This is a genomic window from Aliidiomarina maris, assembly GCF_003987335.1.
GTDB classification, from domain to species: domain Bacteria; phylum Pseudomonadota; class Gammaproteobacteria; order Enterobacterales; family Alteromonadaceae; genus Aliidiomarina; species Aliidiomarina maris.
On the sequence record NZ_PIPK01000009.1, the window covers coordinates 65,865 to 80,813 of the forward strand.

A 14,949-nucleotide genomic window follows, 5' to 3' on the forward strand; every position below is an offset into this window, starting at 1 on the left:
CGAAAGCATACCCAAAGCTAAAGTTAAATAGAAGTTTAGATGGCTATATTGGTTAAAAAAAGCGATAATTACCCAGTCATAAGCTTATAACTAGATGAGGTTAACCCCATGCAATGGAACGGTGAGTACATTTACCCATACGCTGAACACGGTAAAAAAAGCGAACAGGTGAAGAAAGTAACCGTCTCGATTCCGACTCGGGTGCTTAAGGTTCTAACCGACGAGCGCACACGCCGCCAAGTCAATAATTTGCGTCATGCGACAAATAGTGAACTCCTTTGCGAAGCGTTTTTGCATGCCTTTACTGGCCAGCCGTTGCCGACAGATGACGATTTACGCAAAGACAACCCGCATAAGATTCCACTGGAAGTGCGCAATATCTTGGCTGAGCGCGGCATCGAAATCGGGCCTGATGATCTGTATGGTGGTGACGACGAGTAATCAAAGCAACGTATACATCAATTTTCGCATTCTGGAGTGACATTGAGGAGTGACTATGAGCCGCCATTTTGAAACTGCGCCTGGGCTATGTGAAGCCCGTGATACCGCGACCAATGCGTATGTGTTTAACCAAACCATGCTGCGCATTAAAGACCCTGAACGTACGTTAGACTTTTACACTCGCGTGCTGGGCATGACTTTAGTTAAGAAGCTGCCATTTCCGAAGATGGAGTTCACCTTGTACTTTCTTGCGGCGATTCCAGATAGCCAACTTGAACAGTGGTCTAAAGACGATGGTGAGCGTTTAGCGCAAACTTTTGGTCGTCCTGCTATGTTGGAGCTGACGTATAACTGGGGTGATAAAGACAAAGCTGAGGTGAATTACCACAATGGTAACAGCGAGCCGAAAGGTTTTGGTCACATCGGTTTCGCGGTGCCTGATTTAGCTGCTGCGTGTGCGCGCTTCGACAGCCTTGGCGTGACCTATGTGAAACGTCCTGAAGATGGCAAAATGAATAATATTGCGTTCATTCAAGACCCCGATGGGTATTGGATTGAAATTTTCTCACCGGAGAATCTGGAGCAAGGTTTAAGCGAGCACTTAGGTTCGGATCAAGACCAGCGTTAAGGGTTGCGACGCGTTTAAAACTGAGCGTTAAAATAAAGCCCCGCCGTTGCGTACATCGGCGGGGCTTATATTTTATGCGTCTTGCATATAGTTGGCAGGCAATTCGATGCGAGCCACGCCACTTTCGACCGCCGCCATGGCTACCGCGCGCGCGACTCGGCTACACAAACGCGGGTCAATCGGCTTTGGAATAATATAGTCAGGGCCAAATTCCAAAGAATCGGCCCCCGCGGCTTGAATCACTTCCGCGCTCACCGGCTCTTTCGCCAATTGACGAATGGCGTCGACGGCGGCGAGTTTCATTTCATCATTAATCGCACTGGCACGCACGTCCAAGGCACCCCGGAAGATAAATGGGAAGCATAATACGTTGTTAACTTGGTTCGGGTAGTCCGAACGACCTGTGGCAATAATTACATCACTGCGGGTGGCTTTAGCCAGTTCAGGACGGATTTCCGGGTCTGGGTTGGAACAGGCGAACACGACAGGGTTGTCTGCCATCAAGGCTAAGTCGTCGGCTCCAAGTAAATCTGGGCCTGACACCCCAATAAACACGTCAGCGCCGGTAATAACCTGCTGAAGTGTGCGCTTATCGGTGTTATTGGCGAATAATTGCTTGTATTGGTTCAGGTCGTCACGCCGTGTGTGGATAACGCCTTTGGAATCCAGCATATAAATATTTTCTCGCTGCGCCCCGCATTTAATCAGCAGCTCCATGCACGCGATAGCAGCGGCACCCGCTCCCATACATACAATGCGCGCAGTGCTCAGGTCTTTTTCGCGAATTTCCAGGGCATTGAGTAAGCCTGCAGCGGTGACAATCGCAGTGCCATGCTGGTCGTCGTGAAACACAGGCACGTTACAGCGCTCAATCAAAGCCTGCTCAATTTCGAAGCATTCAGGCGCTTTGATATCCTCTAAATTAATGCCACCAAAGGTATCGGCAATGTTGGCAACGGTGTTGATGAAATCTTGGGTGGTACGGTGCTTGACTTCGATATCGATAGAATCCAGACCAGCGAAGCGTTTGAACAGCAAGGCTTTACCTTCCATTACTGGTTTTGAGGCCAGCGGCCCTAAGTTGCCCAAACCTAAAATAGCGGTGCCGTTACTGATCACCGCGACCATGTTGCCCTTCGCGGTGTACCGATACACATCGTCGGGGTTCTCTGCAATCGCTCGCACAGGTTCAGCGACTCCAGGGCTATAGGCTAATGCGAGGTCTTTGCTGGTGGCAGCAGGTTTAGTCAGCTCAATGCTAATTTTGCCAGGGGTAGGGAATTCGTGGTAATCCAAAGCTTGTTGCCGAAAATCGGTCATGAATAGCGCCTCTATTGTTTAATGCCCAGTGCTTTATATGGAATGGAAAGTCATCATCGGTGAGCGGAGAAAACACCTTGCTAGGGTTTAGTGTAGTCGCTCTGGCGCAACAAACACATCTTACCTGAATGCTGGCAGTCAGCGCGGTACTTGAGGCACAAAAAAAGGCTGCCGAAGCAACCTTTTTTTGTTGAAGCGAGTGCTTAGAAGCTAAGTAATTACTTAGACTTAAGGGCACCAAAACGCTTCTTGAAGCGGTCAACACGTCCGCCAGTATCCAGAACTTTCTGCTTACCGGTGTAGAACGGGTGGCACTCTGAACATACGTCTAAGTGCAAATCTTCAGTGCGCGTAGAGCGAGTTTCAAAGCTATGGCCACAAGAGCAAGTTACCTTGATGGCTTCGTACTTAGGATGAATACCTTCTTTCATGGGGGTTACCTCATAATTTGGGCCGCATCGCCATCCGTGCTTTCCACGAACACCATGCGCAACTAGCTTGGTTAAAAGAGCGGCGGATTTTACCTTGTTGCGGTTAAATGATCAATAGCTGACGGCGGTTAAAATACGGGTGCGGACGGTATTGCGTGGGGTTATCAACGCCAACCGCGAAATGTGCGCTTATTTCGCATCTGCTTGTGGCATCATAACCTATCAACGCATGGTATAACTAAGTCACTTGCACCAGATCTATTGCGAAAGGAATTGAAGTGAGTCAGTCGCATTCCCAGCCACAGCACGATCAGCCACAGCACCATCAGCCACAGCACGATGCTTTGCAGGCCACTCAAGTGGTGCGCGTGGCCTTGCCAGTGCCCATGCACCGCAGCTTTGATTATATATGTACAGGCCCTGCTTGTGTTGGCGCGCGGGTGCGGGTGTCTTTTGCTAACCGCGATTTAGTCGGCATGATAGTCGCGGTTGGGGTTGAACCGGATATTGCGCTTAGCAAACTCAAAGCCGTCGATGCGGTACTCGACGAACAGCCATTATTTGATTCGGTATTATGGGATTTACTGCATTTTGCTGCACAGTATTACCATCACCCCCTTGGCGAAGTACTCATGCACGCGGCACCGGCGGCCTTACGCAAGGGTGAGCAAGCGTCCTATCAAGCAATTCGCCGTTACCAGATGACTGAACAAGGTGCGCAAGCCCAGGCTGAAGACTTTAAGCGGGCCCCGCAGCAGTGGCGTTTATTGCAATTACTGCAGCAACGCAGCCTGACGCCGAGTGAGCTGCGTGAGCAAGATATCAGCCCAAGTGCGATTCGCGCGCTGCAAGACAAAGCCATAATAACGTCTGTCGATGCATTGCCACAGCTGCAACCGTGGGCGTATCAGCAAGCACAGCAAGGTCACCAGTTAAACCAAGAGCAAGCCGTGGCCGTTGCCGCACTCAAACAAGCCAGTGAGCGCGCAGAAGGTAGTGTGTGGCTGCTCGAAGGCGTGACCGGCAGTGGTAAAACGGAAGTGTATTTGCAAGCCATGGCACCCGTATTGGAGGCCGGCAAGCAGGTTCTGGTGTTAGTGCCAGAAATCGGCCTGACGCCACAAACGGTGGCACGTTTTAATGACCGTTTTGATGTACCTATTGTGGCGCTGCATTCGGGTTTGAGCGAAAGTGAGCGCTTGCAGGGCTGGCTGCATGGCCGCGACAATCAAGCAGCAATTATTATTGGTACGCGATCGGCAATATTTACCCCCTGCCCGCAGCTTGGCATGTTAATTATTGACGAAGAGCACGACTTGTCGTTTAAGCAGCAAGACGGCTTTCGTTACAGCGCGCGCGACCTCGCAGTCAAGCGAGCGCACGCACAACGGGTGCCGTTATTACTTGGCACCGCAACGCCTTCTTTAGAAACCTTAGCCAATGTGGAAGCGAAGCGTTACCACCATGTGCAGTTAAGCCAGCGTGCTGGTCAAGCACAGTTGGCGCGCCACAAGGTTATCGACCTCAAACAAGTCCGCTTACAACATGGGTTAAGCGAACCTTTGTTGGCGCACATGCAGCAGCATTTAGCGGCGGGTAACCAAGTACTGCTATTTTTGAACCGACGCGGTTTTGCCAGTGCGCTGATTTGCCATGAATGCGGCTGGGTGGGCCAATGTGCGCGCTGCGAGCATCCTTTTACCGTGCATCAGCAAGCGCGCAATTTACAGTGCCACCATTGCGGCGCTGAACGCAGTATTCCGCACCAGTGCCATGCCTGTGGCAGTTCACAATTAATTACCCAAGGTTTAGGCACGGAACAATTAGAAGAAGCCCTAGGCCAATTGTTACCTGAGTATCCGGTGCTACGAATCGACCGCGATAGCACCCGGCGTAAAGGCCAACTCGCGGCGCATTTAGAGTCCGCTGCGAGCGGCGAATTTCCGATTCTTATTGGCACCCAAATGCTGGCCAAAGGCCACCATTTCCCAGACGTCACCCTGGTTGCGTTACTGGATGTCGATGGCGCTCTTTATAGCAGTGACTTTCGGGCGGCTGAGCGCTTAGGTCAGCTATATACCCAAGTGGCTGGTCGCGCTGGGCGTGCGAGCAAGCCTGGCGTGGTGGTGCTGCAAACACACCACCCTGAACATCCTTTACTACAAGAGCTGGTCAATAATGGTTACCACGACTTTGCCCGCAGCGCACTTGCTGAACGCAAGTTAGCTATGTTGCCGCCTGCGGCCAGCATGGCGCTGATCCGCAGTGAGGCGACGCAAGCCCAAGACGCCGAGCAGCTGTTACAAGCCATGGCAAATACGCTGCAAGGAAGCTCTGAGGTGATTGTGTTAGGCCCGATGAGCGCGCCGATGGCACGTAAAGCCGGGCGTTTCCGGTTTCAGTTACTGTTGCACAGTGCGTCACGACAGGCATTGCACCAGCACTTACGAGCAAAGCGCAGTGAACTAGAAGCGCTGCCGCAAGGGCGCAAAGCGCGTTGGTCACTGGATATTGACCCACAAGACTTCACTTAGTCGACTTTACGTTTTGGTCACAAGATATTTGCGCGCGCAGGTTTTTTTTGACCTGCGTAAGGATTACACTAAGCGGCTTAAATTTTGCCTGCGTTCAGGTGTACCACATTGATTATTGTTGAGGTTGTAAGCTGCTATGAAACAGCAAATTGAAGTCCTTTTGCACGCTGCCGTTGATGGCTTAAAAGAACAGGGCGTCTTGAGTGACGATGCCGCGCCACGTATCCAGTTGGACCGTCCGCGCGACAAAAGCCACGGGGATTTCGCGAGCAACCTCGCGATGATGTTAGCCAAACCAGCAAAGAAAAGCCCACGTGAGCTGGCGCAACTGATCATTGATGCGATTCCAGCTAATGATGTGATTGCTGGCTGTGACATTGCCGGCCCTGGGTTTATTAATATTCGCGTCAACCACCAACGAATTATCGATCAGTTAGAGCAGGCATTTCATGATCCGCGCCTTGGTGTGGGCAGTAGCGTTGATGCGCAAACTATCGTTATTGACTACTCGTCACCTAACCTTGCGAAAGAAATGCACGTGGGTCACTTACGCTCAACTATTATTGGCGACGCCATTGCGCGCACCCTTGAGCTGCAAGGCCACCAAGTGATTCGCCAAAACCACGTCGGTGACTGGGGTACCCAATTTGGTATGCTATTGGCGCACATGGAAGACGTGCAAAAAGAATCAGCTGACGTGGCGCTACAGTTATCGGATTTAGAAACCTTCTACAAAGCGGCTAAAAAGCGCTTTGACGCCGAGCCTGAGTTTGCCGACCGTGCCCGCGCTTTAGTGGTAAAACTGCAAGGCGGTGATGCATACTGCCTGAACCTTTGGCGCCAGTTTATTGATATTTCATTGGCCCATTGCCAGGAAGTCTACGACCGCTTGGGCGTGAAGCTAACCCGTGACGACGTGATGGCTGAAAGTGCCTATAACGACGAACTGCATGGCATTGTGGCTTTATTGCGCGACAAAGGCTTGTTGGTTGAAGACCAAGGCGCTCAATGCGTATTTTTAGACGAGTTTACCGGTAAAGAGGGTGAGCCGTTACCAATTATTGTGCAGAAAAAAGATGGCGGCTTCTTGTATGCCACGACCGATTTGGCAGCTGCACGTTACCGCGCCGAGAAACTGCATGCAGATCGTGCTATTTACGTAGTCGATGCCCGTCAGGCCTTGCACTTTAACCAAATTTTTACCCTCGCCCGCAAAGCTGGGTTGGTGCCTGCAAGCATGAGCATGGAGCACATGGGCTTCGGTGTCGTGTTGGGTAAAGACAATCGTCCGTTTAAAAGCCGCGACGGTGGGGTGACTAAGCTGGCAGATTTATTGAGTGAGGCTGAGCGCCGCGCAGGCGATCTCATCGCCAGTAAAAATACTGATTTAAGTGCTGAAGAGCAGGCGCATATTGCATCTGTAGTCGGCATTGCTGCGGTCAAGTATGCGGATTTATCAAAGAACCGTACCAGCGATTATGTGTTCGATTGGGACACTATGATTAGCTTTGAAGGCAATACTGCGCCTTACCTGCTGTACGCTTACACCCGTGTGAACAGCATGTTCCAAAAGGCTGGTTTGACTATGGGTGACGTCGAAGGCGCTATTACCCTCAGTACCGAGCAAGACACCAACCTGGCAAATAAGCTTGCGCAGTTCCCTGAAATTATTACCAGCGTTGCCAATAAAGGCATGCCGCATTTCTTATGTGGTTACTTGTTTGAGTTAGCGGGTGCGTTTTCTTCGTTTTACGAAGCTTGCCCTATCTTGAATAGTGACGATGAGGCGCTTAAAGCCAGTCGCTTGAAGTTGGCAGCATTGACCGCACGTACCCTTGAGCAAGGTTTAGCATTACTGGGTATTCCAGTATTAAAGCGGATGTAAGCGATGCCAGTGGATTACGCAGACAAAAAGCCCAAGCCGAAGCGCAAGAGCCCGCAACGGCGCACGACCAAGCCGCGCTCTGGCGCGGCGCGTGGGCGTGGCAAACCGCCAGCGAATAAACCGCCATTGCGGGTGTTAGCGCTGGCGGTGGCGATTGTGGCTTTGTTTGTGTTGGGCTTAGTGTGGCTGAAAAAAGGCCAAGAGCCTAAAGGGCCAGATAGCCCGATAATTTTCACTGAGCAGACGCAAACCCAACCAAGCGCCCAACAAGCGGCACCCCAAGCGACTTTGGATGCATTGCCTGATGCACCGCAAGAGCGTTGGCAATATATCCAAGAGCTGGAAAACCATACGGTTGAGGTCGCAGTGCCAGAACGGGAAGAAGCGCGTCGGCGGTTAATGCAGTGTGGTTCATTTCGTCGTGAAGGCGATGCCCAGGAATTACGCGCCCGCATTGCGATGGCGGGTTACGAGTCGCAGGTGCGGCGCACGGAAAGCAGTCAGCATGGCGTTTGGTTCCGAGTGATTTTGGGCCCGTTTGACGGCCTGCGCCCGGCGCAAACCGTGAACAACCAGTTGCGCCGGAATAACATCCATGGTTGTCAAATCTGGTACTGGAACCTGGATTAATTAGTCGCGCTATTGATTTTTTAGCCATTCATCCCTATCTCTTAAGCAACCCTAAGAGAGAGGATGGATTATGACGACGATAGTTTCGGTACGTCGCAAAGATAAAGTAGCGATTGGCGGCGACGGTCAAGTATCACTGGGCAACACCGTAATGAAAGGCAATGCCCGCAAAGTTCGCCGCCTTTATAATAATCAGGTGCTCGCTGGTTTCGCTGGCGGCACCGCCGATGCCTTCACCCTGTTCGAGCGTTTTGAAGCTAAGCTCGAAATGTACCAAGGCCATCTGACCCGAGCCGCGGTTGAGCTAGCCAAAGAATGGCGCACCGACCGAGCCCTGCGCAAACTAGAAGCGTTGTTGGCTGTGGCAGACAAAACTACCTCATTAATTATCACCGGTAACGGCGACGTGGTGCAGCCCGAAGACGATTTAATTGCAATCGGTTCAGGCGGCCCTTATGCGCAAGCTGCGGCGCGTGCCTTGTTGGAAAATACCGACTTATCTGCGCCGGAGATCACTGAAAAAGCCCTCAGTATTGCGGGCGACATCTGCGTGTATACCAACCGCTTCCAAACCTTAGAAGTTCTTGATGCCGAGCCTGCCAAGAACAGCGACCCGTCTTAATACGCTTAGCGTAGGAGTATTGCATGTCAAATATGACACCGCGTGAAATTGTTGATGAATTGAATCGTTTTATTATTGGTCAGGACGACGCTAAGCGTGCGGTTTCGGTTGCTTTACGCAACCGCTGGCGCCGCATGCAGCTAGATGATGAGTTGCGTCATGAAGTGACCCCCAAAAATATCTTAATGATTGGCCCAACGGGCGTGGGCAAAACTGAGATCGCGCGTCGCTTAGCCAAGCTCGCGAATGCCCCTTTTATTAAAGTTGAAGCGACTAAGTTTACTGAAGTGGGCTATGTGGGTAAGGAAATTGAATCGATTATTCGCGATTTGACCGACACCGCCGTCAAGCAAGTACGTGAGCAGGAAATGGCCCGCGTGCGCTATCGTGCAGAAGATGCCGCAGAAGAGCGTATTTTAGATGCGCTGTTGCCAAAAGCGCGCAAGTCGAGTTGGGGCGATGACGAGGAAGAGCAAAAGCCGGAAGACAATTCAGCGACGCGCCAAGCGTTTCGTAAAAAATTGCGCGAAGGTCAATTGGACGATAAAGAAATCGAAATCGACTTAGCTATGCCGCAAATGGGTGTGGAAATTATGGCGCCTCCTGGGATGGAAGAAATGACGTCGCAGTTGCAGAACATGTTCCAAAACATGTCGGGTGGCAAAACTAAGAAGCGCAAAGTCAAAATTAAGGACGCATTGAAGCAGCTGGTGGAAGAAGAAGCGGCGAAAATGCTGAACCCTGAAGAGCTCAAAGAAAAGGCGATAGAGTCAGTTGAGCAAAACGGCATTGTGTTCTTAGACGAAGTCGACAAGATTTGTAAGCGCGGTGAAAGTAGTGGCCCGGATGTGTCCCGTGAGGGTGTACAACGTGACTTGCTGCCACTGGTTGAAGGCACGACCGTCAATACCAAACATGGCATGGTGAAGACCGACCATATTTTGTTTATCGCTTCGGGCGCGTTCCAAATGGCTAAGCCATCGGATCTAATTCCTGAGTTACAGGGGCGCTTGCCGATTCGGGTTGAGCTCAAAGCCCTGACCACGCATGACTTTGTGCGTATTTTAACCGAGCCGAGTGCGTCACTGACCATGCAGTATCAGGCTTTGATGCAAACTGAAGGCGTGGGTATCAAGTTCACTGAAGATGGTATTGAACGGATTGCACAGATTGCCTGGCAGGTGAATGAAAAGACCGAAAACATTGGTGCCCGTCGCCTGCATACGGTGCTGGAGCGCTTGATGGAAGAAATTTCATTTAACGCCAGTGAAATGTCCGGCGACAGTGTGACAATTGACGCGGCGTACGTGAACAAGCACTTAGACGCTTTAGCCGACGACGAAGACCTAAGTCGTTTTATTCTGTAGTTGCCTTAGCGCTGCTACGCAGAGGGGCCTTAATCATGGCCCCTTTTTTATGCGCGCTGGGCAGTAAGATATTGGGCTATGGAGTAATCAGGCGCAGATTCCCCTGTGCGCGTTGGTCGCGTTGTTGCCAATGGTGGCTCAGGAGTTCTGCCGCGAGTTGAATATTCACGGGCGGGCTTAACAAGTAACCCTGAACCTGATCACAGCGCATGCCATTGAGCAAATTAAGCTGCTCTTGGGTTTCCACGCCCTCGGCCACTACACGCTTGCGCAGGCCGTGGCTGAGCTCAATCAAGCTGCGTACAATCACATTTTCAGAATTGTGCGCATCCCGCAACAGCTCACTAATAAAGCTACGGTCAATTTTGATTTTGTCCACTGGTAAACGGCGTAAATAGGCCAGCGACGAATAACCGGTACCAAAGTCATCAATCGACACGCGAATGCCAAGCTCGCGCAGCTGCGCCAATACATTGAGCCCCGCCTGAATATCGGTCATCGCGACATTTTCGGTAATTTCTAACTCGATATCTTGGTAGCTTAATTGATAGCGGCTAAACAGCTGTTTAAGCTTACTGATAAGGTCGGGGTTTTGAAAATGCCGCGCGCAAATATTGACTGCGATGGGCAACGTATTCAGGCCTTGGCGGCGCCACGTGGATAGAATGTGCGCGGTTTTGGCCAGCACCCAATCGTCTAGTTCAATCGACCAGCCTAAGTCTTCAATAAAAGGTAGAAACTCACTGGGCGGCAGTAAACCGCGACTGGGGTGTTGCCAGCGAATCAATGCTTCAAAGCTACTTAACCGCTTTGAGCTACCGGTGTAGACGGGTTGCAAATGCAGAATAAACTCATCGTTATCCAGCGCTTGGCGTAATTCTGGCTCCATATCGATTAAGCGAATATAGTCGGCGCCCATGCCGCGCTGGTAAAACACGACTGAGTCAGAATTCGAGCCTTTGGCTTGGCTCAGCGCGATGTTGGCTTTACTTAACAAGGTGTCAGCGTACACCGAATTTTGTGGAAAGCGGGCAATACCCACCGCACAACTAAGCTTCACGGTTTTACTGTCCATCAGCATGTCATCCTGAATGCGTTGCTGAATAGAGCGCCCTAGCTGCTCAACTAAGCTGCGCTTCTTAAGGTGATCAAAGGCGACAATAAAGACATCACCACTGATGCGTGCCACAGTGAGCGGGGCTGGGCGTAAACGTTGCAAGCGCTTGCTGACTTCAATCAACACCCGGTCACCGCCGCGGATACCGAGTGAATCATTAATGGCTTTAAATCGGTTTAAACCAATCACCATGAGGGTCAGGTGACGTTGGCGGGTACGGCTGTGTTCAATCAGGCTGGGTAATTTTTTGACCAGTTCTTCGCGGTTTTCCATGCCGGTGAGTGCGTCATGGGTGTTTAAGTAGGCCGCATGCTGTTGGGCCTTGAAGCTGCGATGGCGCTCAGATTCGAGCAACCAGATAATAATGCCGCCCGCTGCAATAGAGATGAATACCAAGGTAAAGATACCTTGCAGCGACCAGACAAATTCACTCAAAGCCATATTGGCGCTTAGTAGTGATGCATGCACCAGCGCAATATTCTTGAGCCCTAACAACACGAACGCGACGCTGATTAAGCGGGGACCAATCGACTTGCGCCCTTGGTAGAGCACAATAACCCCAATGCTGAGCAGCACCATGCCGCTGATAAGGAACATTAAAGTGTCGCGTAAGGCGACCACCCAAGGTGCCTGTGGCATCAGTCCCTGGAGCGCCCAACCAGCGCCAGCAAACAAGACCGCGCCCGCATATACCGCCCGCCGCCGCGATTGGCGCGGCGCTTGCTCACGCATAATGTCGAACACCCCAAAGCACAGCAGGGCGAGGGAAATGTAGGTCAAACTGAGTTGTAAAAAGATGATCAGGTTGAGGGTGGTCGATGCGGGGACGAGGAGCTGGCTGCCAAGGGCATAACTGCGGGTAGCAGCAAATACGGCGCTGGCACCAAAATACCACGAGGCATAGGACCAGAACCGTAAATAGGGCCGGTGATAGTAATTAAAATAGTGGCGTAATAAGAACCCGAAGCCCAGAAGCAGCAACGCCAAAGCCGCGTAGTTCACTGTCGCCAGTGCTGCGTTTTCAAATACCATAAGAATTTATTGTTATTATTTTGTATGGTTTTACTCTACAGGGCTTTAGGCCGTTAAATCAACAACTGTTTTAATTCGTATTGTGGGTTTTTATCTAGTGCCTATAAGGTTTATACTGAGTGCCACCCCTCTTGGTATTAGGTAGCCTGATTATGGAATATAACACTTCTGAACTGTGTGACTTGTTTGCAGACGCGGTTGATGTGGTTGAACCAATGTTCGTGAACTACGGTGGACGTAGCTCGTTTGGCGGCCAAATCGTCACGGTTAAGTGCCATGAAGACAAAGGGCTGATTGAGAGTGCGTTACAACAATCAGGGGTTGGCAAAGTACTGCTGGTCGATGGCGGTGGCTCGATGCGTCGTGCTTTGATTGACCTCAATGTTGCCGAAGCCGCGTTAGAAAATGATTGGGAAGGCATTATCTGTTACGGCTGCGTGCGCGATGTCGATGCGCTGGAAGACTTAGACATCGGTATTCAAGCGATAGCATCTATTCCTGTAGGTGCGACAGCAGCGGGTGGCGGTGAAGTCGATATTCCAGTTAACTTTGGCGGCGTTACCTTCTTACCTGAAGACCATATTTATGCCGATACCACCGGGGTTATCTTGTCACCTGAGCCTTTAGACATCGAGTAAGCGCGTTTCTATGTACCTGCGTCGTAGCAACCCGCAGCAATGGGTAAGACCGCGTGAACACGAAACTAAAATCGGCCAAGCCATTGCCTGCTTACGCGAAGGCGATAACTTGGCTGAGCTTTTAGCTTCCCACCAAGCGGAAGGCTGTCGGGTCGCGTTGGTTGGCGTGCCTGAATCGATTGGCCCACAAGGCAATTGTGGCAAGGGTGGCGCGGAACTTGGTTGGCAGGCGTTTCTAAACGCTTTTATGAATTTACAAGCCACCCCAGCAATGCCAACCCATGAATTACTGTTGGTGGGCGAGGTGGATTGCGCTGACTTACAGCAGCAAGCCGATGATTTGCCACCAGCTACCGCCAACAATCAAACTTTAGCGCAATTAAGAGCGTTATGTGCGGAACTCGACCAGCGCGTGTTGCAGGTCGTGAGCGCGCTGTTTCAAGCGGATTACGAAGTGATTTTAATTGGCGGCGGGCATAACAACGCGTATCCGTTGCTAAAAGCAGGCTTTGAAACCACTGGGCAAGCCTTTGCCAGTGTCAACCTTGACCCCCACGCGGACTTTCGCCCTTTAGAAGGCCGTCATAGCGGCAATGGCTTTAGCTACGCTTATATGGAAGGTGCGCTAGCGCATTACCATGTGGTGTCGTTACATGAGGGCAAAAACTCAGCCCAGAGTTTACGCAAGCTTGCTGAAGCTGGGTTTAGCTACCATAGCATGCATCGCTTATACGATATGCAATTTACCACGGCCATTGATGAAGTCAGCGAGCTGGTTGCTGGTTGGCAAGCACCCCTTGGGCTCGAGCTCGACGTCGATGCCATTATGCAAGCCCCTGCCAGCGCACTTAATTATACCGGGGTGAGTTTTCCTCAAGCGTATCGGTTCGTCAGCCAATTGGCCGCTTCGTCTTATACGCGTTATCTGCATCTAGCCGAAGCTGCACCTGCACGCCATCCTGCGGGCGTTGAGGCCGGGTATATCGCCAGCGGCCAGCTGTTGAGTGAATTAACCCTGGCTTACTTGTTCGGCCGCGAGCAACGCCCCTGATACCAACGCGCTATCAGTGGATTAACACCAAACTGATAGCATAATTCAGCCGGGTCTTTCACTTGCCATAAGGCTAAGTTTGCATCCATACCAACCTGCAATTGACCACTTTGCTGACTGCCTAGGGCTTGCGCAGCATGGCAGGTCATGCCCGCGATGGCCTCTTCCGGGGTTAAGCGAAATAACGTACATGCCATGTGTAGCATCAGCTGCGCATGATGAATCGGCGATGAACCCGGGTTCGCGTCGGTCGCGACCGCAATGGGCACCCCAGCATTGCGCAGTGCTTCAATCGGTGGGTATTTAGTTTCACGCAAAAAGTAAAACGCGCCGGGCAATAGCACTGCGACGGTGCCAGCTTCGGCCATCGCCTGAATGCCTTGTGCTGATAAGTATTCCAGATGATCTGCTGACAAACCCTGATATTTAGCCACAAGCGCAGCGCCGTCTTGATCGCTTAACTGCTCGGCATGCAACTTAACCGGCAAACCAAATGCTTGGGCGCGGGCAAATACACGCTCGGTTTGCGCCCGCGAAAAGCCGATCCGCTCACAAAATACATCCACCGCATCCACCAAGCCCTGCTCAACGGCTTGTGGCAAGATGATGTCGCAAATATAGTCGATATAGCCATCGGCGTTGCCACTATATTCAGGGGGGAGCGCATGGGCGGCTAGGAAGGTGGTATGCACCCGAATATCGCGGTTAGCGCCCAAGCGGCGCGCGACGCGAAGCTGTTTCAACTCAGTGTCAAGGTCCAAGCCATAGCCCGATTTAATCTCAATTTCGGTCACACCCTGGGCAATCAATGCATCTATACGCGGCAATGCGAGGTCATACAATGTGTCTTCACTGGCTGCACGAGTGGCCTTCACCGTGGATAAAATACCGCCACCGGCATTTGAGATCTCTTCATAGCTGGCGCCATGCAAGCGCATAGAAAATTCGCTAGCGCGTGAGCCTGCCCATACCAAGTGGGTGTGACAGTCGATTAAACCAGGCGTCAATAAGTGGCCTTCGGCATCAAGGGCTGGAAGCGATTGGTACTGCGCAGGTAATGTGTCGTGCGTGCCGAGCCACGCAATTTTGCCATCTTCAATCACCAGCGCTGCAGATGCGCGCAGGTCAAATGTCGCACCCTGGTGCATGGGCAATAGTTGGGCATTGTAAATCACACTCGCAGACATGAAAGCTCTCCAAAACTGTTTTAAGCCAGACCTCGACCATGCTATTGTATATACAACATGTAAGCA

General features: G+C 51.5%; 13 protein-coding genes. 9 read left to right on the forward strand and 4 right to left on the reverse strand.

All coding sequences use genetic code 11. The annotated features are described in order from the left end of the window. Nucleotides 1–108: 108 nt before the first annotated feature. Nucleotides 109–441, forward strand: a complete 333-nt coding sequence (metJ, locus tag CWE07_RS10150) for a met regulon transcriptional regulator MetJ (protein ID WP_111569784.1) — start codon at nt 109–111, stop codon at nt 439–441. A 55-nt stretch (nt 442–496) separates the two neighbouring features. Next, nucleotides 497–1,069 carry a lactoylglutathione lyase gene (gene gloA / locus CWE07_RS10155; protein ID WP_111569783.1) on the forward strand — a complete coding sequence of 191 codons (573 nt, stop codon included), beginning with the start codon at nt 497–499 and terminating at the stop codon, nt 1,067–1,069. A gap of 72 nt (nt 1,070–1,141) precedes the next feature. Here the strand turns inward: gloA and CWE07_RS10160 are convergent, their stop codons facing one another. Continuing rightward, nucleotides 1,142–2,389: a malic enzyme-like NAD(P)-binding protein gene (locus CWE07_RS10160; protein WP_111569782.1), complete on the reverse strand. Its 1,248-nt coding sequence runs from the start codon at nt 2,387–2,389 to the stop codon at nt 1,142–1,144. A 218-nt stretch (nt 2,390–2,607) separates the two neighbouring features. Beyond that, nucleotides 2,608–2,820: a 50S ribosomal protein L31 gene (gene rpmE / locus CWE07_RS10165; RefSeq protein WP_111569781.1), complete on the reverse strand. Its 213-nt coding sequence runs from the start codon at nt 2,818–2,820 to the stop codon at nt 2,608–2,610. Between the two features lie 359 nt (nt 2,821–3,179). Between rpmE and priA the strand changes: the two genes are divergently transcribed. The 5 genes from priA (at nt 3,180) to hslU (ending at nt 9,858) form a co-directional block, all read left to right on the forward strand. Then, nucleotides 3,180–5,354 (forward strand): primosomal protein N', encoded by a 2,175-nt coding sequence (priA, locus tag CWE07_RS10170; RefSeq protein WP_275541016.1) that lies wholly within the window; start codon nt 3,180–3,182, stop codon nt 5,352–5,354. A gap of 136 nt (nt 5,355–5,490) precedes the next feature. Next, nucleotides 5,491–7,239, forward strand: coding sequence for an arginine--tRNA ligase (argS, locus tag CWE07_RS10175; protein ID WP_111569780.1), 1,749 nt, complete (start codon nt 5,491–5,493; stop codon nt 7,237–7,239). A gap of 3 nt (nt 7,240–7,242) precedes the next feature. Further along, nucleotides 7,243–7,869 (forward strand): SPOR domain-containing protein, encoded by a 627-nt coding sequence (locus CWE07_RS10180; RefSeq protein ID WP_241974120.1) that lies wholly within the window; start codon nt 7,243–7,245, stop codon nt 7,867–7,869. A 70-nt stretch (nt 7,870–7,939) separates the two neighbouring features. Next, on the forward strand, nt 7,940–8,491 hold the full coding sequence (gene hslV / locus CWE07_RS10185; protein WP_111569779.1) for an ATP-dependent protease subunit HslV: 552 nt from the start codon (nt 7,940–7,942) through the stop codon (nt 8,489–8,491). Nucleotides 8,492–8,514: 23 nt separating this feature from the next. Then, nucleotides 8,515–9,858 (forward strand): HslU--HslV peptidase ATPase subunit, encoded by a 1,344-nt coding sequence (gene hslU, locus CWE07_RS10190; RefSeq protein WP_111569778.1) that lies wholly within the window; start codon nt 8,515–8,517, stop codon nt 9,856–9,858. Nucleotides 9,859–9,934: 76 nt separating this feature from the next. Here the strand turns inward: hslU and CWE07_RS10195 are convergent, their stop codons facing one another. Then, the gene (locus tag CWE07_RS10195) at nt 9,935–12,007 is read right to left on the reverse strand and encodes a putative bifunctional diguanylate cyclase/phosphodiesterase (protein WP_111569777.1); all 2,073 of its coding nucleotides are present in this window, start codon (nt 12,005–12,007) and stop codon (nt 9,935–9,937) included. Between the two features lie 152 nt (nt 12,008–12,159). Between CWE07_RS10195 and rraA the strand changes: the two genes are divergently transcribed. Together rraA and CWE07_RS10205 are read left to right on the forward strand one after the other, a co-directional pair. Further along, nucleotides 12,160–12,645, forward strand: a complete 486-nt coding sequence (gene rraA, locus CWE07_RS10200; protein WP_111569776.1) for a ribonuclease E activity regulator RraA — start codon at nt 12,160–12,162, stop codon at nt 12,643–12,645. Nucleotides 12,646–12,655: 10 nt separating this feature from the next. Continuing rightward, nucleotides 12,656–13,696: an arginase family protein gene (locus CWE07_RS10205; protein ID WP_111569775.1), complete on the forward strand. Its 1,041-nt coding sequence runs from the start codon at nt 12,656–12,658 to the stop codon at nt 13,694–13,696. Here CWE07_RS10205 and hutI read toward each other — a convergent pair. After that, nucleotides 13,666–14,883: an imidazolonepropionase gene (gene hutI / locus CWE07_RS10210; protein WP_111569774.1), complete on the reverse strand. Its 1,218-nt coding sequence runs from the start codon at nt 14,881–14,883 to the stop codon at nt 13,666–13,668. The genes CWE07_RS10205 and hutI overlap by 31 nt on opposite strands. Between the last annotated feature and the right edge of the window lie 66 nt (nt 14,884–14,949).